The sequence below is a fragment of the Veillonella denticariosi JCM 15641 genome (genome assembly GCF_002959855.1).
In the GTDB taxonomy this organism is placed as follows: Bacteria; Bacillota; Negativicutes; order Veillonellales; family Veillonellaceae; genus Veillonella; species Veillonella denticariosi.
This window is the reverse complement of the sequence record NZ_PPDB01000003.1, coordinates 216789-238929: the sequence shown is the minus strand read 5'-3', so window position 1 is coordinate 238929 and position 22141 is coordinate 216789. Positions and strand designations below refer to the sequence as shown.

The window sequence follows — 22141 nt, the reverse complement described above, 5'->3', positions numbered from 1 at the left end:
CTTGTGAAGGTTAGGTGTTACTGTGAAAGCTTACTTATGTTTAATTTCATTGGATTATATGTAAGGGCGTAGTTAATACGCGTTACTTTCACGTAAGAAAGTATGATTTTGATTGAATCATACGGTTATCATAAAGAGAGGTATCTATGCAACACATGCTACGCATGGGGATTGATGTGGGGTCTACGACTGTTAAGGTCGTATTATTGGACGAACAAGATAATTATTTGTATAAAAAATATATTCGCCATTATGCTAACATTTTGGATACCGTACATACTTTGCTTCAAGAGGCTCAAGTGGGTTACGAAGATGCACCGGTACATATATCTGTTACGGGATCCGGCGGTATGGCTATGGCTGAAAAGGTGCGTGTACCGTTTGTACAAGAGGTTATTGCGGAAACGCGGGCCATTAAGGCTTTATATCCACAGACGGATGTCATCATCGAATTAGGCGGTGAAGATGCGAAGGTAACCTATTTAGGTCAGACCGCTGAGCATCGAATGAACGGTTCCTGTGCAGGGGGTACGGGTGCTTTCATCGATCAGATGGCGACATTATTGCAAACGGATGCATCCGGTCTCAACCAGTTGGCGATGAATGCCGATACGGTTTATCCGATTGCGGCGCGTTGCGGTGTTTTCGCCAAGACAGACGTGCAGGCGTTGCTGAACCAAGGCGCATCTCATGAGAATATCGCGAAATCCGTATTCCAGGCCATTGTAAATCAGACGATTGCAGGTCTTGCGTGTGGTCATAAAATTGAAGGTAATGTGGCCTTTCTCGGCGGTCCGTTGACATTCTTGTCCGAATTGCGCCAATGCTTCTGCGATACATTGAATCTTGATGAGGAACATCGCATTATTCCTGAGAACGGCGAGCTTTTCGTCGCATTAGGGGCTGCGTTGATGAAAGAGGACTGTCGCGACATCACGGTAGGTCAGTTGACGAGGGAAATCGGTAACCTTATCGGCGAGCCTATGGAGGCGACGGACCGTATTGATCCGCTGTTTGCCAATGAGCAGGAACTGGAGGCATTCCGTGCGCGTCACGCGAAGGCGGTGACGCCGAAAGCGAATATCGAGGATGCTGAAGGACCTTGTTATCTCGGTATCGATGCAGGATCGACAACGCTGAAAGTAGTGCTGATTAACAGCAATAAGGAAATTATTTTTTCTCATTACGGTCCTAACCACGGAAAACCGTTAGAAAAATCTCGAGAAATTATTGAAAAAATATATGAACAGTTGCCGAAGAAGGCTTATATCGCTCATTCCGGTGTTACCGGCTATGGTGAAGCCTTCTTGAAACGCGCCCTCGGTATCGATATCGGGGAAGTGGAAACAATGGCCCATTACCGGGCGGCCCGCTTCTTCTGTCCTGATGTGTCTTTTATCCTGGACATCGGCGGGCAGGACATGAAATGTTGTAAGGTTCGTGACGGTTATATCGAGGACATCGTATTGAATGAAGCCTGTTCCTCCGGTTGCGGTTCTTTCATCGATACATTCGCGACCGGTCTGCGCATTCCTATCGACCAGTTCGCCAAGGAAGGCCTGTTGGCACCGTTGCCGATCGATCTGGGGTCCCGTTGTACGGTATTTATGAACTCCAAGGTAAAGCAGGCTCAAAAGGAAGGTGCTACAGTACAGGACATTGCGGCCGGCCTTGCGTATTCCGTTATTAAAAACGCCCTTTACAAGGTTCTCAAGGTAAAAGATCCTAAAGAACTGGGCGATCATATCGTCGTACAAGGCGGTACGTTTTACAACGAATCCGTACTGCGCGCCTTTGAAAAATTGATGGGCGTAGAGGTGATCAGGCCTGATGTTTCCGGATTGATGGGGGCTTATGGCATGGCGTTACTTGCGGCTGAAACGGCAGAAGATCTCCAAACCCAGAACAGCACATTGCTCGATAGCGAAGGGCTCGCATCATTGCAGGTGTCAACGACGATGCGCAATTGCGGTCTGTGCTCCAATAACTGTATGCTCACTATTAATGCCTTCTCAGACGGGCGTACCTATGTGACGGGTAACCGTTGTGATCGCGGTGCGGGCGATATGATTCAGGAGGCGCGAAAACCGGTGCCGAACTTAGTAGAGGTCAAATTACGTCGTTATTTCGACTACTACTTAAAGAAAAATATTCCGGAATTTGAAGGTAAGTTGCGTGTCGGCATTCCTCGCGTGCTCAATATGTATGAGGACTTTCCGTTCTGGTTCACATTCTTCAATACATTAGGTTGTGAAGTCATCTTATCCGATTACACCACCAAGGATCAGTATAACAAGGCTATCGATACAATTCCATCCGATACGGCATGTTATCCGGCGAAGGCTGTACACGGTCATATTCGCGATTTAGCGAATTCTCAGGTGGACTTTATATGGTATCCATGTGTGCAACATGGGCCTAAGGAGTACAGCCGAGACAATAATTATCACTGTCCGATGGTTATTTCCTATCCGGAACTGATTAAAAACAACATGCAGGATGTACTCGGTGATACACCGTTTCATAGTCCGTTCCTGCCGTTGGCGGATAAGAAATCTCTTGTTCCCGCCCTTGTGAAAGCATTGGATTTCCTTGACCTCAAGAAAAAGGATATTGCCAATGCTGTCGAAAAGGCTTGGGAAGAGCAGGAAAACTGTAAGGCTTCGTATCGAGAAACTACAAAGAAAACTGTATCCCGTCTCGTAGCGGAACAGATTCCGACCATCGTGTTGGCGGGGCGTCCGTACCATTTGGATTCCGGTATCAACCACGGTATTCCTGAACTTATCACATCCCTCGGGATGGCTGTCCTCACCGAGGATGGGGTAGCACCTCTCGGCAATGAAATCAAACATCTGCGCGTTGTCGATCAATGGTCATACCATAGTCGTCTATATCGTGCAGCTGAATTTGTGAGTCGTACGGAAGGATTCCAAATTGTTGAGCTCAACTCGTTCGGTTGCGGCCTTGATTCTATCGTAGCCGATCAGGTGAAAGATATACTTTCGGCAAAACATAAGATTCATACATTATTGAAGATTGACGAAGGCACGAATCTCGGCGCTGTTACGATTCGTTTGCGCTCATTACAATCCGTAATGGAACGCAGCTTGAGACGTCATCATAATCCTGAGGCTCCGGAAGAGGTCGTTGTGGATCAAACGCCGGCTTATGATTATAATCGCGTCGTGTTTACTGAGGAAATGCGCAAGACTTACAAAATCCTGGTGCCTCAAATGTCGCCGTTGCATTTTAGCCTCTTGGAACCGGTTCTTCAGAGTGAAGGCTATGATTTTGATTTGTTGCCGGCTCCGACTCGCGACGATATCGAAGTAGGTCTTAAGTATATCAATAATGATGCGTGTTATCCGGCGATTATCGTCGTAGGGCAACTCATGTCCGCGTTGTTATCCGGTAAATACGATGTAAATAAAACAGCTGTTATCATCTCTCAAACAGGTGGCGGCTGTCGTGCGACGAACTATATCGGTTACTTGCGTAAAGCCCTCATCGATGCCGGCATGAAGCAGGTTCCGATTCTATCTCTCAATGCGAGCGATATGGAACGTCAACCGGGCTTCAAATTGACTAAGGGCTTCCTGCATCGTATGATTCAGGCTGTCGTATACGGCGATGCCCTCATGCAATGCGTACTGGCTACACGTCCGTATGAAACGAATCCTGGTTCGACCGATGCATTATGTGATTACTGGGTTGAAAAGCTCCGTAAGAATATTACCACGGCCAGTCTTCGTCAGTACAGTAAGTATATCAAGGAGATTATCAATGACTTTGATAACCTTCCAGTTGATAAAAAGGTGCAGAAACCTCGTGTTGGCGTCGTAGGGGAAATTTACGTTAAATTCCATCCGAGCGCCAATAACAATATTAATGAACTCATTGAAAAAGAAGGCGGTGAAGTCGTTACATCCGGCTTGCTCGATTTCTTTTTGTACTGTGCGATGGATAGTACCTATCGTGCTAAGCATTTGGACGGTACATGGTTGTCCGGCTTCTTCGGCAGCCTGGCTCGTGAAGCCCTTGAATTATATCGATTGCCATATGCTAAGGCCGTTGCTGCGTCGAAACATTTTGATCCGTTGAAACGGATGACGAAGGTGGCCAAAGAGGCGGCTCACTTTATCGATCTTGGCAATCAATGCGGTGAAGGCTGGTTTCTCACTGGGGATATGATCGATCTCATCGAAAAAGGTGCCAAACAGGTCGTGTGCTTGCAACCGTTCGGCTGCCTGCCAAATCACGTAACCGGTAAAGGCATGGTGAAAACACTATCCGCCGCCTATCCGGATGTGCGCATTGCCGCCATCGATTACGATCCAGGCTCCAGTGCGGTAAATCAGGCAAACCGTTTGAAACTATTATTGTCTACAATGTTCGAGTAAATGAGTATTCCGTTATATTTTCAATGGGGTCCCGTTACATATCGATAATTTAATTAAAAAGAGACTACCTATACCTCCGCGCTTCAAAGCGAGCTAAGTCGCGCATCGGTATAGGTAGTCTCTTTTTATAACTGTATATATGAAGCAGTCCCATTGAAAATATAACTAGTGCAGATGGTAGAGGGAGGGGGCTGTAACAAAACAGCCCCTTTTCCCTACAATCAGTTGAGCATGCGCTTTCCGTTATGGTGCTTAGTCTATTTGTAAAAAAATTAGCCGATTTTAATTTAACTGTATAGCCCCTCAATGGGATGCCTCCATAGTTATATACTAATAGTATTCTGCTATAGTCGGGCCCCATTGTGGGGCTCACATAAATGTATAAAAGAGATTATTCTTTTTCTACTAATTCATATAGGCACAATAAGGAAAGCGCTGCACATACTAGCATTGTTACCCCCATGGGCACGCCTGTATGTTCTCCGCCAATCCCCACGAGTGGAGATACGAGCCCTGCCGAGAACATACTTGCGAAGCCGAGTACAGCGGATGCGCTACCGGCGAGTTTTCCGTATTTTGTCATCGCCATGGAAAATGATGCGGAGCCGAATAGGGAGACCGTACATACTGTAAAGAATAAGATAATTGTTACAGGAATGAGCGGCCACTCAAGGAGCATAGTTGCTAAAAATAATGCGGAGCCGATGGTGAGTTGCCAAAGGCTGAAAGATAAAAGCTGACGAGCCGTTATGATGTTGCTTGCTTTGGAACTGATGAAACTGGCTAAGATGATACCGCAGCTGTTGATGCCGAAGAGGTAACTGAATTCTTGGGCCGACAGATGGAATATATTTTGATATACAAAGGATGAACCGGAAATATAGGAAAAGAAGGCACCGAATGCAAAGAACTGAATTAGAGTCTGGCCCAGAAAGGCTTTGTCTTTAATGAGTTTGATATAATTTGCTAAGGCTGTGCTCACACCTCCGGTAACACGTTGATTCTTCGGTAAGCTTTCACGAAATAAGAGAGACCCTATCAATAAGATAAGGGAGAATATCGCTAAAATGACAAAAATCATGCGCCATGTGGTGAATAGCAGCAGTTGTCCGCCGATGAGCGGAGCCAATACAGGGGCTAATCCGTTGACCATCATGAGCAAGGCAAAGAGTTTTGTCAGTTTTTGTCCCGATGCAAAGTCGCGGGCGATGGCTTTGGCGATAACGACACCTACAGAGCCTGTTAGACCTTGTAGAAAGCGCCCTAGTAACAGTATTTCAATGTTCGGCGCGTAGGCGCAGATAACGCTGGAAATAACGCATAACAGATTTCCGATAATAAGTGGTGTCTTACGACCAAGCGTATCGCTGATAGGACCCCCGAAGAGTTGCCCTAAGGCGATACCGAAGGTCATGATACCGATGGTCATCTGAATATTTGAGGCGGATGTATTGAGTTCGCCGGGCATAATCGGTAAGGATGGCAGGTACATGTCGGTCGCCAACGGTGTAATGGCTGTTAATAGACCGAGGAAGACTACCAGGATAAAGGAGACCTTGGTAGAGGTTTGCTGAGTCATAGTGTTCTCCTATATAAAAATGAAAAAATAAAAGCCTGCGAATCGCACTTCGCAGACTGCATGTAATGTTTTGACTTAAATATTTTATCATGATTGAGCAAAAAAAGGAACAGCTCCTGCGAGCCGTTCCTTTTTGCTTTTAGTTTATATGTTTAGAAGAACATATGATGAATTTCATGGATGAAATGTTGCCCGAAGTAGGAGATACAACCATGCATAATGATAAAGATAATGAAGTATTTGAACGCGCTGTTCATGATAACATTCGCTTGTACTTCGTTTTCTAATTTATGAGCTTCTTCAGCACTGATGTCCTTGTGGCTTTCTAGGTATGCTTTCAAAGCAGGACCTACGGCACCGATGGAAATGGCGATGGATTGTGGAGACAACATTTTACCGATACCGGCTGCACCGGAGTTAACAGCTGCCAACCAGAAGCCTAGGTCTTCGAAGTTCGTAGGATTCAAGCCTTGAGCCGCAGCGATTTGAAGTGGTCCGAACAATACGTTGGAGTTTGTACCGGAACCCGTTAAGAACGCACCCAATGCACCTACGATAGGAGCGAATAGAGGATACAGGGAACCTGTACCTGCAACCATTGCTTTTGCGATATCTGCAGTCATACCGGAATACGTCATCAATTTAGCTGTCATAACAACCGTGATGATAGTAAGGTATGTGAATTTCAGATTCTTAACAGTGCTACCCAATGTACCGAAGATTTCACCGGCTTTCGCTTTTTGGATGAAACCGCCAACAATACCGGCGATGAAAATCATGATACCCGGAGTTGCAATCCATACGAATGTATAAGGTTTAGCACCTTGACCTGTGTAGATTGGTACAGAAGTTTTAATAGATGCTAAAGGTCCGTTGATTGCAGGGAATAATTTAGAAGTTAATAACAATAATACGAAGATTAAAATGAACGGCATAGCTGCTACAAGGCCTTCACCACCGGAAACCTTAGGAGTTTCTCCTGTCTGTTTAACTGCGTATTCAGGGTCATTAGGAGGCATGATTTTTGCACAGATAATAATAACCGCCATGATTACGATGGAGGCGGAGATTACGGACAATTCAGGACCCATTACGGCATTGATTACTGTTTCAGGAACCGCTAATGCTAAACCGGAAAGCAAGGTAACGAGGAATACGCCTTTCAATGCTTTGATACCGCCACCGATGATCATAACAACAAAGAATGGCGCAATCAAGTTGAGTAAAAATAATTGTACAGAAATGAATGTACCCAAATGACTTGGATCAAGGTTGGTCAAAGATGCCAATGTAGTTGTCGGAATCCCGATGGAACCGAATGTAGTCGGTACGGAGTTTGCAACGAGACATGCAATGATAGATTTTAGCGGGTCAAAACCTACGGCAACCATCATAGCTGCAGGGATTGCAACGGCAGTACCGAAGCCCGCCATACCTTCCATGAAAGCACCGAAGCCCCATGCTAATAATAATGCAAGTACACGAGTATCAGATGTTACAGAAGAAAGCATGGTTTTAATTGTTTCCATGGCTTTTGTGTATACTACCAAGTTATAAACAAAGATAGCAGCTGTAATAACTAATAGGATTGGCCAAAGGGCCAATGCGGCACCTTCTAGGGCGCCTGTCGCCATGTGGAATGGATCAGCTTGGAATGCTGTAATGGCGATAACAAAAGAACCGATTGCGGCAACAGTGGTTGCTTGCCATGCCGGTAATTTCAAGATGGATAATGCTACGATTAACCAAATGATAGGCGCTAACGCTAATAAAACGGTGATAGCACTCATTTCTAAAATCATCCTTTCAATAAAATAAAAATTTTTATATGCTTAACAGGACGATGTAGTGTTAATCAAATTATTTGATGAGTAAAATGCTATTATATAATTTTGTAAAAGTTCAGCAAAAATAAGAAGTTACAACATATTAATAGATATACTTATCGCAAAAAGTGATATAATCTCTAAAAATTTTTAACCTCATCGTTGTGAGAGGTTAAAACATAAGAGAGGGGACATAAACAGTGTTTATGTCCCCTTTCTGTACTAACTACATGTCCGTGTCAGGGCCAATACTAACTTAAGATATTAGTAGTTACCTTTGAACATTGTAGCAGGAGCTTCTGGTACATAATCGCCAAAGTAGGATTTGAAATCAAGACCTAATTCGTTGCAAAGGTCTTGAACTTCAAGCATTGTACCGTTAAGAACAGGGATACCTTCTGCTTTAACTTTAGCAACGGATTCGTGTTCTTTTTCACCATGAGTGTAGATACGATCTTGACCTTGAGCTTTAGGTGCTTCACGTAATTCTTGTAAGAATTGAGAGAAGTGTTTTTTGATTTCAGCTGGATCGCCGAAGAATTCAGGGTTGATAGCCATGAAGCCGTGGCAGATATTGGATTTACCGCCAACCATACATTTGTTGGAAGTGCCGCCTTGGGACAAGATGGAGGAGAATAATTCAGCAATCATGCCGTTACCATAACCTTTGTGGCCGCCAAGAACTTCAGTAGCACCGCCTAGAGGAAGGATACCGCCACCTTCATGACGGGAGATGTTGCCCAATACTTCAGCTGCATCAGTGGAAGGAACGCCGTCTTTATTAACAGCCCAGCCGTCTGGAGTAGCTTTGCCCATTTTGTTGTACATTTCGAGTTTACCGCGAGTTACAACAGTAGTGGAGCAGTCGAAGAAGAAGTCAACAGGATCAGCCGGTACAGTCCAAGCGATAGGGTTGGAACCGAGCATAGCTTTACGAGCATATACAGGAACCATGATTGCTTCGGAGTTTGTACAGGAGAAACCGATTAAGCCTTGGTCGGATGCCATTTTAGCATAGTAGCCGGCAATACCGTAGTGGTTGGAGTTACGTACGGATACGATACCGACACCGGATTTTTTAGCTTTTTCGATAGCCATTTCCATAGCTTTGTGGCCCAATAATTGACCCATGCCGTCATGACCGTCGATAACTGCGGAGATTGGAGTTTCTTTTACAACTTCTGGTTTAGCGTCGATTTTGATCAAACCGTTAGTGATACCTTTGTGGTAACGAACCATACGTTGCATACCATGGCTTTGAATACCGAACAAGTCGGAAGTTAAAAGTACATCTTGGATGATGTCCGCTTCTTTCTCAGTGAAACCGAATTTTTGGAAAGCGTCCATGCTTAATTTTTTTAGTGTTTCATAAGGGAATAACACAGTGTTTTTTGCGTCTGCCATTGTTAAAACCTCTTTTCAGAAAAATGTACCTGATATAGCCAACTCCGCTTCGCGACAACCATGAACATTACATGATGTCCGGTGAGCTCTATATCCTCTCAAATGACACTGTCAGTATAGCACAGATACAAGTGATGTTGAATAGTTTTACATAGTGAATAACATTACTAAATACGCATAAGCTACGGTGATTTTCATCACAAAATCTGTAATTCATTCTTATAATGTCCGATTATACCTAAAATCATATAGGTATTACTTTTAGTCATCAATGGACGTGTTTTTCATAAAATTACAGAATTTTTATAGGCATTATTACTATATCTGTTCAATATTATAGAAAGAATGATAATGGATAGATATCGATAAATATTGAATTGTTCAAATTTGGATATCACATTTAGTGATAAGGTGATATATATAATGTGATAACTGAATGCATTGATATACATTATGGTGCGTGATGTATATTTCGAAAGAAATCGGATTGTATCAAAGATTACACCTATTATATTAATCCTATATTATAATATAAATATACATCCTATAGTTTGTACAATTTATAAGTGAGGTGCTTATTATGAAAGAATATAAATCCGTATGCCCTTATGACTGCCCCGATGCATGTGGCCTTATCTTGTCTGTGGAAGAAGATAAGGTGATATCCGTGCGAGGTGATAAGGATCATGCTTTTACAAGAGGCACCTTGTGTCCGAAGATGATTCATTACGAGCGGACGATTCATTCGCCGTTACGCCTTCGATATCCAATGAAACGCATCGGGAAGAAGGGAATCGGTGAGGATCAATATGTACGCATATCCTGGGATGAGGCCTTATCCATGATTGCGGATAATTTTGAACAGACTATTGAGACTTACGGCAGTGAAAGCATATTGCGATATTCCTATGCGGGTACAATGGGGATTGTTCAAAGTGCTGCGGCAGATTATTTTTTCCGTCGAATCGGTGCCACGGACCAGGACAGAGGCATCTGTTCACCCGCAAAGCAGGCCGGATTCCGTTCCGTTTATGGTGATACATTAGCGATCAAACCTCAAGAGGCACAACATAGTGATCTTATTATATTGTGGGGCATTAATGCGTCGGCTACGGACGTTCATATTCTGCACGATGTGAACGTGGCGAAGAAGAACGGTGCTCGTGTATGGATTATTGATACGCATAAGACATATACCTTCAGTCAGGCTCATGAATGTGTATATGTGAAGCCGGGCACGGACGGGGCACTGGCATTGGGCATGATGCACATCATTCATCGCGATGGGCTTGATGATACGACATTTATTGAGCGATATGTACAGGGATATCCGGATCTGGTCGATAAGGTATTGAAAGATTTCACCCCTGAAAGGGCCTCTGAAATCTGCGGTGTATCCGTAGAGAGAATGACGGAGTTGGCGCATGCGTATGCTAAGGCGCGGGCGCCGTTTATTCGTCTCGGCAGCGGATTGTCGAGATACGGGAATGGCTGTATGACCTGCCGGATTATTAATGCACTGCCGGCTGTTGTTGGAGCGTGGCAACATTTAGGAGGTGGTCTTCTATCCAGTGCCAGCGGCAGTAAGTTTGTGGGAAAACAGGTAATGCAGCAACCGCAAGTTAATGCTCCGTCGAAACGGCTCATGCCGATGATCAAACTTGGTTCAATGTTGACGGAACCGGAAGGAACACCGGTACACAGCCTTTATATATTTTCGTCAAATCCGGCTATTACATTGCCGGATCAGAATGTAGTGCGTCGAGGGCTCATGCGGGATGATTTGTTTACTGTCGTTCATGAGCGGTTCTTTACGGATACCTGTAAATACGCTGATGTTATTTTGCCGGCCACGTCATCGGTTGAACACAATGATATTTATAATTCGTACGGACATTACACAATCGGTACCGGCTATAAAGCGATTGATCCGGTCGGCGAGTCCCGCTCCAATTGGCAGGTCATCTCGGAACTGGCCCGTCGTATGGGATTAGATGATGATTTTTTTGCTTTCACGGAACGGGAACTGATTGAGCGCATCGTGCGGACGTCGGACCGCGTATCGGTGAAAGATCAGAATCGTATTCTTGACGGGGAGCCCGTAGAAATGACGGTGCCCGATAATTATAAGCTCGATTTTAAAACGCCGTCAGGTAAAATTGAATTATACAATCCGAATGATATGGAGCCTCTAATCCGATATAAGCCCCCATATGGTGATGATGCACCGTTCTGGCTCATTATCGGCAATGATATACGAATTCTTGACTCCAGCTTCTGCGAGCTTGAATTTGATGATCAGGAGTTGATGAAGTTGCGGATTCATCCTGATGATGCAACGGACTATGGTATCGATGACGGCGATGAGGTGGAAATTTATAATCAGCGCGGCTCCGTCAAGATTAAAGCTTATTGCGATGAAGATGTGCAACGCGGTACGTTGGTGACCCTCGGCGTGTGGTGGCAATCTCAATGTAGCGACCCTGAGTCCGGTATTAATGTATTGACTGCCGATCGTCCGACTGATGAAGGCTGGGGCAGCACATTTTATGATGTACAGGTTTTTATACGCAAGAAATAGTTGTGTACATGGATATTGGATTTTATATTGTGTATCACCCCTTTAATTGTATATAATATAAAGTATTATTATATACAACCTAAAGGGGGTACAATTTTTATGGATGGAACAGGTAATCTGTCTACCCGAGCGTATTGGGCTATAGGCATGATGTTATTTGCGTTGTTCTTCGGAGCAGGCAATTTGATTTTCCCGGCGGCGCTCGGTCAGCACGCCGGTGATAATGTAGGCTGGGCTTTGCTCGGCTTTGTATTGACCGGTGTAGGGTTGCCGCTCCTAGGTGTTGTGGCCATGGGTTACTCCGGTTGCAAGGATGTAGAGGAATTAGCGGGCCGTGTACATCCGATTTACGGACTGCTATATACGGTTGCTCTTTACTTGAGCATCGGACCGATGTTTGCTATACCTCGTACGGGCACGGTTGCTTATGAAATTGCAATCAAGCCTTTTACAGAAGGCTTGAACATGAATATGGAGCCTATTTTTTTAGCTATTTTCTTTGGATTATCTTTATGGTTGTCCATCAGTCCTCAAAAATTGGTTAACCGTATCGGTAATATTTTGACCCCTGCATTGCTTCTTGTTATTTTGCTGCTGATTGTAAAATCATTTATCACGCCTCTTGGCGGCTATAGTGTGCCGCAACCGGCTTATGGTGATGCACCGACAGCGGTATTGCAGGGTTTCCTTGACGGTTACAACACGATGGATGCTCTTGCATCGGTGGTGTTCGCCATTCTTGTTATCGACTTTGTGCGTCTCAGCGGTGCTACTTCTCGCGACGTCATTACGAAAACCGTGATGGAAGTAGGGGCTATTGCCGTAGCATTACTCGGCGTGGTATACATCTTTATCGCCAATATCGGCGCTACCAGCGTGGAACGCTTCGGTCTGTTCGATACGGGTGCCCCTGTATTGTCCGTCAGCTCCCAGTATCTATTCGGAGATTTCGGTGAAATCGTATTGGCAATTATCGTTCTTTTGGCGTGCCTCAGCACGAGCATCGGATTGATCACGTCCTGCGGAACGTATTTCCACAAGCTGACTCCGAAGATTAGTTATAAACTATATGTAGTTATCTTTTCCGTAGCCGCCTTTGCGTTCAGTATGTTCGGTTTGAAAACCATCATCAGTGCGGCTATCCCGGTTTTGATGCTGCTATATCCGTTGACGATAGTAATTATCTTCCTGGCGCTTGGTCATAATGTATTCGGCGGCCGTCGTTGTATCTATGCATGGACGATGGCTTTCACCATGATTTCGGCCCTCATGAGCGGCCTCGAAACGGCAGGTATTGCACCGGGTTTCTTGGAAAATCTGTTTACTCAATATATTCCGTTCCAATCGGTCGGCATGGGCTGGGTGAGCTTTGCAGTTCTCGGTTTTATCGTAGGTCTTATTCACAAGGGTTTAGTGAGTGATTCTGTGAAAGCGTAATCTCATAGCGATAAATAAAATTCCTCTATCCATTGATTTCGGATAGAGGAATTTTTATAATTAATCTGTAGAAAGACATTTGAAAGGAGAACATTATGCGTAGTACTCATTGTTTACCCAGTTACAGTTTTGGCGGTCACGAAGTATTTTCGTTGATCTCTCAATTTACAAAACGTTATGGATCCACGGTGGCGGTTATCGGCGGTGAAAAGGCATTATCTGCAGCGTTACCGCATTTGGAGTCGGCTTTTAAGACTGCCGGAATCAAGATTCTTGATGTCATTTTATTCGGCGGCGAATGCACGTTTCAGAGAAGCAAGGAAATCTCCGAAATGCCTTCGGTGAAAGCAGCGGATTTTCTCTTTGCTGTCGGCGGCGGTAAGGCTATCGATACGGTGAAGCTGGTGGCAATTGAACTTGATGATAAACCGTTCTTTACGGTTCCTACCATCGCTGCTACCTGTGCGGCTACGTCGGAGGCTGTTGCGGTATATACGGCAGACCATAACTTTGATGACGTAGCCTTTGTGAATCATCCGCCTGTGCATTGTTTTATAGATGCGGATATTTTGGTGAATGCACCGAGCCGTTATCTTTGGGCCGGTATGGGGGACACCATCGCTAAGCACTATGAAACACTTATGTCGGCACGAAACCGTGAGCAGGTATATAACACGCAATTAGGGCTTACACTTTCGTCCATGTGTAGCGAACCGATTTTGGAACATGGATTACAGGCTTATAAGGACAATGAGGCGCATCGCCGCAGTGAAGCCTTTGATATGATGGTGATGACCGTTATCTTCACGACGGGCATCGTATCCGGCTGTATGCCAGGTGACTATAACAGCAACATCGCTCATGCGATCTGTTATGGCTGCGCTACGAATGAAAGAACGGAAAAACATCATTTACATGGAGAAATGGTGGCCTTTGGCCTTTTGATCTTGTTTGCGGTGGATAAGCAGCTGGATGAATTGAAACGATGGTTGCCCGTTTATAAAGCTATCGGATGGCCGACGAAGCTTTCACAGCTGGATCTTGATGAATCACATATTCCGCAGGTTGTTGAAAAGGCCGTGTCCGTTCGCGATATAGTAATATCGCCGTATGAAATTACGAGAGACATGTTGAAAGATGCCATCGAATATATAGAGTCGTTATCATAATGATTTTAGGCTGAGTTGTCACATTGCTATATGCTATATAATATTGCTATATAATAATGAGGTTAATGATGAGAGATATTGTAAAAGGCGGTTTATATCGACATTTTAAGGGCATGTATTACTATGTGCTGGATGTGGCAACGCATTCTGAAACGGGTGAAAAGCTTGTAGTATATCAGAAACTGTATGATGAACGAGATATGTATGTGCGTCCCCTTGAGATGTTTTTGAGTGATGTGGACCGTGAAAAATATCCTGAAGTGGAGCAGCGGGAACGCTTTAAATTGATGAGCGGACGTGATTAGGAGGGCCTGTGGAACAGAAATTTTTCTTTTTCGATATCGATAACACGTTGGCGGTATGGCCGGAAGGCAATATACCGGACAGTGCGCAATATTGTTTAGATGAACTTCAACGTCGCGGGCATCAGGTAGCATTGGCGACGGGGCGTATCCAGGTAGATGCCAAACGCTTTGCGGAAAGGGCGGGACTAACTAATTTTGTAGCGGACGGCGGTCACAGCATTACCGTAAATAATGAACTTGTATCCATGATCGGTATGGACCGTGAGGCATGTGTCAAGTATTTGGAATATTTGGAATCTCACCATATTCCCTGGGCTGTTACGGACCGTAATAAATTAGGACGTATTACGCCCTATAAGGAAATCCTCGATTGGCATCCCGACTGGGATGTATTTAAAACGACGGTGGATCCTGATTTTGATTTCCACAGTGTAGATGAATTTTATAAGATTTACGTGTTTTTTAAAGAAGGCGAAGAAGAGGCGAAGGACATTGAGCATATGACGCATAAGCTCATTCGCTACGGCGACGGCTGTGTTCTTTACGAGCCGATGGAAAAGGCATTAGGGATTCGTAAAATGCTTGATTATTTCGGCATGAAGCCGAACCAGGCTGTCGTGTTTGGTGACGGTTATAATGATTTGTCCATGTTTAGACCTGAATGGCTTAATATCGCTATGGGAAATGCACGACCGGAGTTGAAAGAAAAGGCTGATTACATTACTACGGATTGTGATAAGGACGGGATTTATAACGCGTGCAAGCATTTTAAATGGATTGACTGATAATTTGAAGTAAATTGCTGGATAGGCGAAAAATGCAATGGTCTATACGGATTTAGCAAAACGATAAATTTAATATTTATTTAAACCATTTTTTCCTGAAAACATGATATACTAAAAAAGAGCCGCTCACGGGTTGAGCGGCTTTTCTATGTGAACATCGATTTATAATAAATTTTAGTATAAAAGAACTGGTTGCATGTTGTGCGACGGTTTAATGCAAAAGGAGACGCTATGAACTGGAAACGTTTGGCATTATGCGCCATGTTGGGAATTGCCGTATTGGGTACTACCGCTTGTGGTAGTCAGAGCGGGACAAGTCAGCCCCAAGGAAATACAGTGCAGGCCGATACCGTAAAAATGCCGAATTTCAGCAATACGCCGATTGCCGATGAATATGCCGTGTTTGATACGAATTACGGACAGTTTAAGGTCCGTCTGTTAGGCTCTAAGGCGCCGATTACGGTAAAGAATTTCGACTATCTCGTGAAGAAGGGCTTTTATAACGGCGTTACATTTCATCGCGTTATCGAAGGCTTTATGATTCAGGGCGGCGATCCTGAGGGTACCGGTGCAGGTGGCCCAGGATATACGATTCCTGATGAGTTTTCCAACGATTTGCACTTCAATAAAATGGGCGTTCTCGCCATGGCTAACAGAGGCCCGAACACGGGCGGTTCTCAGTTCTTTATCACGTTAGGACCTACGGATTGGCTTGATAATAAGCACACCATTTTCGGCACTGTTGTGCAAGGCATGGACGTAGTGGAAAAAATCGGTAAGGTTAAAACGGACGGTAAAGATAAACCGGTACAACCGGTGGTAATCAACTCCATCTCCTTGGAACCGATTACTGATGATGCAAAGAATGGCAAGTGAGAAGCTTCGGTCCGCGGTTGATGATGAGAAATCGGAATGCATTTCGACCTGCGGCGACGTCGTTGATTGTGAGGCTCTGCTGTCCGGGGAGAGTTTGATGGGGTCGGGTTTACATTTTGCGTATATCGTGAAATGTGTGGATGACTCCTTGTATTGCGGATGGACGTCGGATTTAAAACATCGTATGGAGGCGCATAACGGCATCGTTCCGGGCGGTGCGAAGTATACCCGTGGACGTCGTCCTGTACAGTTGGTGTATGCGGAAAGCTTTCACGAGAAACGGGCGGCACAACGTAGGGAATACGCCATTAAACGGATGTCGAAGACGCAGAAGTTGAGACTCTTAAAAGATACAAATTAATCTGTAGTTATGATATAATATATTAGTTAATTACCACCTTGGAGGTTGAGATATGAAGCGGGTTCTGGTGTCCGTAAAGAGCGTACAACGAGATATGGATGGCAAGGATACCGTGGTTGAATTGATCTCGCCCGGTACGTGGCACGAAAAGGGTAATGTACAGTATGTACGTTATGAAGAATCAAGCGTGACCGGCATGGACGGGGTAAAGACGACGATTAAAATTTATGATGACTCCATCGTGCTCCTTAGAACGGGAGCGGTGAATATGCGTCATGAATACATTCGTGGTGAAGAGCGAGAATCTATTTATGAAACGCCATATGGTGATCTGCATATGGCTGTTAACACCCATGAATTAACAGTGGACTTTCACGATGGCAGCGGTCATGTTCATCTTGGCTATGATATTTCCGTTGAAGGTGAATGGCAGTTTTATAATCAGTTAGATATAGACGTGCGGGAGGATACAGAGCATGGACATGAAGGAAATCCTGAAATCGGGGATTGAGCAGGCGTTACAAGATACGATTGACAGCGGTGCACTACCGGCCGGAGATTATCCGGAAATCGTTCTCGAAGTGCCACCTCAAAAAGAGTTCGGTGATTTTTCCACCAATATCGCCATGCAATCGGCGCGCGTCGCTCGTCAAAACCCCCGTGCTATTGCGGAGGCTTTGATTAGCCATATGAATTTTGACTGGCTCGATCGTGCAGAGGTGGCCGGGGCAGGGTTCATCAACTTTTTCTTGAAATCCGATATGGTATACGATACGTTGAAAGCCATCTTGAATGCGGGCGAAACGTATGGTATGCAGCCTTTACGCGCACGAGATACAATTCAGGTGGAATATGTGAGTGCGAATCCGACAGGCCCGTTGCACGTAGGTCATGGTCGCGGTGCGGCATATGGCAGTGCTTTGGTTAATCTGTTGCGTGCGGCCGGTTATAATGTGCAGTCTGAGTACTATATCAATGATGCGGGTAATCAGATCGATAATATGGCGATTTCCATTGAATATCGCTTTCAAGAGCTGCAGGGGGCTACCTTGCTGTTCCCGCCTAAGCGCAATGAAGACGGCTCTATGCCGGAGTTCGACGTTCCGGAAGGGGCGCTCGTGTTCCCTGAAAACGGTTATCGTGGTCCCGATATTATTGAAACGGCGAAGGCTATTGCCGATAGAGAGGGCTATGATACGTTAAATGCGATGAGTGAGGCCGATCGTATTGCGTTGTTCAAAGAGGCGGGGCTCAAAGAAAAATTGGCCCGCTTAGAAGCGACGTTGAAAGATTTCCGCGTAACCTTCGATAATTGGTTCAGTGAACGCACCTTGCATGAAACTAATGAAATTCAATATGCTGTAGACCAGTTAAAAAATCTCGGCGCTATTTATGAACAGGATGGCGCTTTATGGTTGAAATCCACGGATTATGGTGATGATAAGGACCGCGTGGTTATTCGTGATAACGGCGTTCCTACGTATTTGGCGGCGGATATCGCATATCATCGTAATAAATACGAGCGCGGTTTTAATGAGATGATTAATATATGGGGTGCCGATCATCATGGCTATGTGGCTCGTGTGAAAGCGGCTATGGCCGCTTTTGATTTTGATCCTGATAAATTGACGATTCTGTTGTTACAGATGGTTGCCTTATATCGTGACGGGGAACTCGTAAAGCTCTCCAAACGCAGCGGCGACAGCGTTACATTGGATGAATTGATTGACGAGGTCGGTGTCGATGCATCTCGTTATTTCTTCTTGATGCGTTCTCTCGATAGCCAACTCGATTTCGATATTAACTTGGCGAAATCTCGCAGCAATGATAATCCTGTGTATTATATCCAATATGCTCATGCGCGTATTCACAGCATTTATAATCAGGTGCGTGAAGCCGGTATTGCATTTGGTGATTATAATCAAACTGATTTCACAACGCTTACAAGTGAAATGGAATTAGAGTTAATTAAAAAGTTAGCTGAATATCCGGAAGAGGTTGTACAATCGGCGGCACATCGTGCACCGCATCGCATTGCCCGTTATCTTTATGATTTGGCGAGCATGTTCCATTCGTTCTATCGTCAAGGGCGTATTATTGGCGTTGATCCGGCATTACAACAAGCTCGTCTTGGACTCATTACGGCGATTGCCCTCGTTCTTCGTCAAGGCTTGGGGATTTTAGGTATTTCCGCTCCGGAAAAAATGTAATAGGTGGGAGGCATCATGGCAACTAAGTATATTTTCGTAACTGGCGGCGTTGTTTCTTCTCTTGGTAAAGGGATTACGGCGGCATCTTTAGGTCGTTTGCTCAAAAATCGCGGATTTAATGTGACGATTCAAAAGTTTGATCCTTACATTAATATCGATCCGGGTACGATGAGCCCTTATCAACATGGCGAGGTATTCGTAACCGATGACGGCGCTGAAACGGATCTTGATTTGGGGCACTATGAACGTTTTATTGATATCAATCTCAGCAAACGTTCCAATATTACTGCCGGTAAGGTATATTGGTCTGTCATCAATAAAGAACGTAAAGGGGACTATTTGGGCAGTACGGTTCAGGTTATTCCTCATATTACAAATGAAATCAAGCAAAGTGTGTACCGCGTAGGTAAAGAGGATAATGCCGATGTGGTTATTACTGAAATCGGCGGTACCGTAGGTGATATTGAAAGTTTGCCTTTTATGGAAGCCATCCGTCAGGTGAAAAAAGAGGTAGATCGCAATGATGTACTGTATATTCACGTAACCTTGGTGCCATATATCAATGCCGCAGGTGAATTGAAAACAAAACCTACACAGCACAGCGTAAAAGAATTGCGCAGTATCGGTATTCAACCGGATATCTTGGTATGTCGCAGTGAAAAACATATTTCCGATGAAATGAAGGAAAAACTTGCTTTATTCTGTGATGTGGAACAGGAAGCGGTTATTGAAAATCAGACGTGTAACTCCATTTATGAAGTACCGTTGATGATGCAGGATCAGGGCCTTGATGAAATCGTTATCAAGAAGCTTGATCTTGAAGACCGTCCTTGTGACATGGAAGCATGGAAGGACATGGTTCATAAAATTTTGAACCCTAGCAAGAATATCACCGTTGCCATTGTCGGCAAATACGTGGCATTACACGATGCGTATCTTTCCGTTGTAGAGGCGTTGGACCATGCGGGTATTGCGGCCGATACAAAGGTGAATATCCGATGGATTGACTCCGAGGAGTTGGACGACACATCTGTAAATCCTGCAGACGTATTTGAAGGGGTAGAAGGGATTATCGTTCCGGGCGGCTTCGGTTCTCGCGGTGTGGAAGGCAAAATCCGTACCATTCAGTATGCACGGGAAAACAAGATTCCATACTTGGGCCTTTGTCTCGGTATGCAATCGGCTGTTATGGAATTCGCCCGCAACGTATGCGGTATGGAAGGTGCAACCTCCAGCGAATTCGATGAACATGCAAAGTATAAAGTTATCGACTTGATGAGCGACCAGGTTGACGTAGATAAAAAAGGCGGCACCATGCGTCTCGGTATCTATCCATGTAAGGTGGAACCGGGCACAAAAGCTCATGAAGTGTACGGCAAGGACTTGATCTATGAACGTCATCGCCATCGTTATGAGTTCAATAATGAATACCGTCAACAATTGACAGATGCAGGGCTTGTCATTTCCGGTACATCTCCGGACGGCCGCTTGGTGGAAAGTATCGAAGTAAAGGATCATCCGTTTTTTGTGGCGACGCAAGCTCATCCGGAACTTAAATCACGTCCGAACAATGCACATCCGCTATTCCGTGGCTTTGTAGATGCAATTCTGGAACTTAAAAAATGATAATGATAAGAAAAAGAAGGCAGATGCTCAGAAATGAGCATCTGCCTTCTTTTTGGCGGTCAAAACTGTTACAGAAAAATATATCGATAAATTTAAAAATAATGCTTGCAATATTAAATGATTTTTGTTATTATATAGACAAAGATAGATATAGATTTGATGATAAGTACATCAATGTAAATATGTTAACTAAAAATGGAATTTATACAAGGAGGACATCATGTCTATTATCGGTAAAAAACTTCCTGAGTTTACACTTGATGCTTTCAAAAAACCTGAATTGGTAAAGGTAAGCACTGCAGATGTATTGGGTAAATGGTCTGTATTCGTATTTTATCCAGCGGACTTTACATTTGTTTGTCCAACTGAATTGGAAGACGTACAAGACTCCTATGCGGAATTGAAAGAATTGGGTTGCGAAGTATACTCCGTATCCACTGACTCCGAATTCGTTCACAAAGCATGGTCCGATGCTTCTCCAAGCATCAATAAAATCGAGTATTACATGTTGGCTGATAAGAAACATGAATTAGCTGATTTCTTTGATGTATTTGATCCTGAATCCGCTATGGCGTATCGCGGTACATTCGTTGTGGATCCGGAAGGTATCATCCGTACTGCTGAAATCCATGACATGGGTATCGGCCGTTCCGCTGAAGAATTGGTACGTAAAGTACAAGCGGCTCAATTCGTAGCTAAACATGGTGACCAAGTGTGTCCAGCACGTTGGAAACCGGGTAAAGAAACGTTAAAACCGGGTCTTGATCTTGTAGGTAAAATTTAATTACCTCATATACCTTTTATCTAGACCATTTAGACAACTCCTCAAATGATATTACGGGCGCGGATCGTATCCCTATCGATTCCGGTAAGTCCCAATAACCTGATGAACCCTCTCCAATTCATCATGGTAAACCTCATATAACAAACTACAAACTATACGCAAAAGGACTGGCCTTCGGGTCGGTCCTTTTGTGTTATATAAGTTCTTGCAATTTTTATTCAGTTATTTTATAATAAAATTAATTCCTAGTAATATACAAGGTTTTTAAAAGTGTAGATAGGAATTACATTTTAAATATATTAGAGCGTCTTGGCTTTTACAAAGAAAGGCAAAATATATGAGAATTTCCACAAAAGGCCGATATGCGTTGATGGTACTCATCGATTTGGCGGAGCAGGGGCAGGAGAAGCCCGTGTCCTTACGATCCGTTGCAGAGCGTCAAGGCATATCCGAGAAATATCTGGAAGGCATTGTAGCCCGATTAGTGGCGGCTGATTTAGTGGATAGTATTCGTGGGAAATACGGCGGTTATCGACTATCCAAAGCCCCGGAGGAGTACACCATAATCGAGATTCTACTCGCCACAGAGGAATCCATGGCGATTATCTCCACTCTTGATGAAGGGGTTTCTACCGATGCTGTTATCAATGAGCGGACCGTTGGATTCTGGGCCGGGTTGCAAAACTACATTCACGATTATTTGGGCAGTGTAACGCTTCAAGATGTAATTGATGGGACTTACGCTAAACTCGATACTAAATACGATAACTGGGATGGCTCTATTTAGCTTAGAAA

Annotated in this window: 16 protein-coding genes; 13 read left to right on the top strand and 3 right to left on the bottom strand. The window is 44.4% G+C overall.

Going from position 1 to position 22141, the window contains the following annotated elements:
• Positions 1-146 precede the first annotated feature (146 nt).
• The gene (locus tag VEHSUH05_RS03555; protein ID WP_105090738.1) at positions 147-4403 is read left to right on the top strand and encodes a 2-hydroxyacyl-CoA dehydratase; all 4257 of its coding nucleotides are present in this window, start codon (positions 147-149) and stop codon (positions 4401-4403) included.
• Between the two features lie 391 nt (positions 4404-4794).
• On the opposite strand, the gene VEHSUH05_RS03550 is transcribed toward VEHSUH05_RS03555, so the two are convergent.
• From VEHSUH05_RS03550 to VEHSUH05_RS03540, 3 genes are all read right to left on the bottom strand, one after another.
• Positions 4795-5982, bottom strand: a complete 1188-nt coding sequence (locus VEHSUH05_RS03550; RefSeq protein WP_105090737.1) for a multidrug effflux MFS transporter — start codon at positions 5980-5982, stop codon at positions 4795-4797.
• 152 nt (positions 5983-6134) lie between these two features.
• Positions 6135-7772, bottom strand: coding sequence for an L-lactate permease (locus tag VEHSUH05_RS03545; RefSeq protein WP_105090736.1), 1638 nt, complete (start codon positions 7770-7772; stop codon positions 6135-6137).
• Positions 7773-8072: 300 nt separating this feature from the next.
• A complete protein-coding gene (locus VEHSUH05_RS03540; RefSeq protein ID WP_054674299.1) occupies positions 8073-9212 on the bottom strand; it encodes an Ldh family oxidoreductase in 1140 nt (379 codons plus the stop codon).
• Between the two features lie 580 nt (positions 9213-9792).
• Between VEHSUH05_RS03540 and VEHSUH05_RS03535 the strand changes: the two genes are divergently transcribed.
• From VEHSUH05_RS03535 to VEHSUH05_RS03480, 12 genes are all read left to right on the top strand, one after another.
• Complete coding sequence (locus tag VEHSUH05_RS03535; protein WP_105090735.1) at positions 9793-11793, top strand: molybdopterin-containing oxidoreductase family protein; 2001 nt, start codon at positions 9793-9795, stop codon at positions 11791-11793.
• 99 nt (positions 11794-11892) lie between these two features.
• Positions 11893-13230 (top strand): branched-chain amino acid transport system II carrier protein, encoded by a 1338-nt coding sequence (brnQ, locus tag VEHSUH05_RS03530; RefSeq protein WP_038117174.1) that lies wholly within the window; start codon positions 11893-11895, stop codon positions 13228-13230.
• A 95-nt stretch (positions 13231-13325) separates the two neighbouring features.
• Positions 13326-14399, top strand: coding sequence for an iron-containing alcohol dehydrogenase family protein (locus VEHSUH05_RS03525; RefSeq protein WP_105090734.1), 1074 nt, complete (start codon positions 13326-13328; stop codon positions 14397-14399).
• Positions 14400-14467: 68 nt separating this feature from the next.
• Positions 14468-14704: a DUF1653 domain-containing protein gene (locus VEHSUH05_RS03520; RefSeq protein ID WP_095066492.1), complete on the top strand. Its 237-nt coding sequence runs from the start codon at positions 14468-14470 to the stop codon at positions 14702-14704.
• An 8-nt stretch (positions 14705-14712) separates the two neighbouring features.
• A complete protein-coding gene (locus VEHSUH05_RS03515) occupies positions 14713-15489 on the top strand; it encodes an HAD family hydrolase (protein ID WP_054674303.1) in 777 nt (258 codons plus the stop codon).
• Positions 15490-15720: 231 nt separating this feature from the next.
• Positions 15721-16365, top strand: coding sequence for a peptidylprolyl isomerase (locus VEHSUH05_RS03510; RefSeq protein WP_105090733.1), 645 nt, complete (start codon positions 15721-15723; stop codon positions 16363-16365).
• Positions 16355-16726 (top strand): GIY-YIG nuclease family protein, encoded by a 372-nt coding sequence (locus tag VEHSUH05_RS03505; RefSeq protein WP_342748926.1) that lies wholly within the window; start codon positions 16355-16357, stop codon positions 16724-16726. Before VEHSUH05_RS03510 ends, VEHSUH05_RS03505 begins: the two co-directional genes overlap by 11 nt.
• Positions 16727-16778: 52 nt before the next feature.
• Positions 16779-17237 (top strand): YwiB family protein, encoded by a 459-nt coding sequence (locus VEHSUH05_RS03500; protein WP_105090732.1) that lies wholly within the window; start codon positions 16779-16781, stop codon positions 17235-17237.
• On the top strand, positions 17203-18936 hold the full coding sequence (gene argS, locus VEHSUH05_RS03495; RefSeq protein WP_105090731.1) for an arginine--tRNA ligase: 1734 nt from the start codon (positions 17203-17205) through the stop codon (positions 18934-18936). The genes VEHSUH05_RS03500 and argS overlap by 35 nt, the downstream gene beginning before the upstream one ends.
• Before the next feature lie 15 nt (positions 18937-18951).
• On the top strand, positions 18952-20562 hold the full coding sequence (locus VEHSUH05_RS03490; protein ID WP_105090730.1) for a CTP synthase: 1611 nt from the start codon (positions 18952-18954) through the stop codon (positions 20560-20562).
• A gap of 220 nt (positions 20563-20782) precedes the next feature.
• The gene (gene ahpC, locus VEHSUH05_RS03485; RefSeq protein ID WP_038117157.1) at positions 20783-21346 is read left to right on the top strand and encodes an alkyl hydroperoxide reductase subunit C; all 564 of its coding nucleotides are present in this window, start codon (positions 20783-20785) and stop codon (positions 21344-21346) included.
• 337 nt (positions 21347-21683) lie between these two features.
• Complete coding sequence (locus VEHSUH05_RS03480; RefSeq protein ID WP_038117155.1) at positions 21684-22133, top strand: RrF2 family transcriptional regulator; 450 nt, start codon at positions 21684-21686, stop codon at positions 22131-22133.
• Positions 22134-22141: the final 8 nt, after the last annotated feature.

Bases quoted from the DNA above. Each gene is read 5' to 3' on its own strand.
- VEHSUH05_RS03555 (WP_105090738.1), top strand. From the start codon at position 147: ATGCAACACATGCTACGCATGGGGATTGATGTGGGGTCTACGACTGTT.
- VEHSUH05_RS03550 (WP_105090737.1), bottom strand. From the start codon at position 5,982: ATGACTCAGCAAACCTCTACCAAGGTCTCCTTTATCCTGGTAGTCTTC.
- VEHSUH05_RS03545 (WP_105090736.1), bottom strand. From the start codon at position 7,772: ATGAGTGCTATCACCGTTTTATTAGCGTTAGCGCCTATCATTTGGTTA.
- VEHSUH05_RS03540 (WP_054674299.1), bottom strand. From the start codon at position 9,212: ATGGCAGACGCAAAAAACACTGTGTTATTCCCTTATGAAACACTAAAA.
- VEHSUH05_RS03535 (WP_105090735.1), top strand. From the start codon at position 9,793: ATGAAAGAATATAAATCCGTATGCCCTTATGACTGCCCCGATGCATGT.
- brnQ (WP_038117174.1), top strand. From the start codon at position 11,893: ATGGATGGAACAGGTAATCTGTCTACCCGAGCGTATTGGGCTATAGGC.
- VEHSUH05_RS03525 (WP_105090734.1), top strand. From the start codon at position 13,326: ATGCGTAGTACTCATTGTTTACCCAGTTACAGTTTTGGCGGTCACGAA.
- VEHSUH05_RS03520 (WP_095066492.1), top strand. From the start codon at position 14,468: ATGAGAGATATTGTAAAAGGCGGTTTATATCGACATTTTAAGGGCATG.
- VEHSUH05_RS03510 (WP_105090733.1), top strand. From the start codon at position 15,721: ATGAACTGGAAACGTTTGGCATTATGCGCCATGTTGGGAATTGCCGTA.
- VEHSUH05_RS03505 (WP_342748926.1), top strand. From the start codon at position 16,355: ATGGCAAGTGAGAAGCTTCGGTCCGCGGTTGATGATGAGAAATCGGAA.
- VEHSUH05_RS03500 (WP_105090732.1), top strand. From the start codon at position 16,779: ATGAAGCGGGTTCTGGTGTCCGTAAAGAGCGTACAACGAGATATGGAT.
- argS (WP_105090731.1), top strand. From the start codon at position 17,203: ATGGACATGAAGGAAATCCTGAAATCGGGGATTGAGCAGGCGTTACAA.
- VEHSUH05_RS03490 (WP_105090730.1), top strand. From the start codon at position 18,952: ATGGCAACTAAGTATATTTTCGTAACTGGCGGCGTTGTTTCTTCTCTT.
- ahpC (WP_038117157.1), top strand. From the start codon at position 20,783: ATGTCTATTATCGGTAAAAAACTTCCTGAGTTTACACTTGATGCTTTC.
- VEHSUH05_RS03480 (WP_038117155.1), top strand. From the start codon at position 21,684: ATGAGAATTTCCACAAAAGGCCGATATGCGTTGATGGTACTCATCGAT.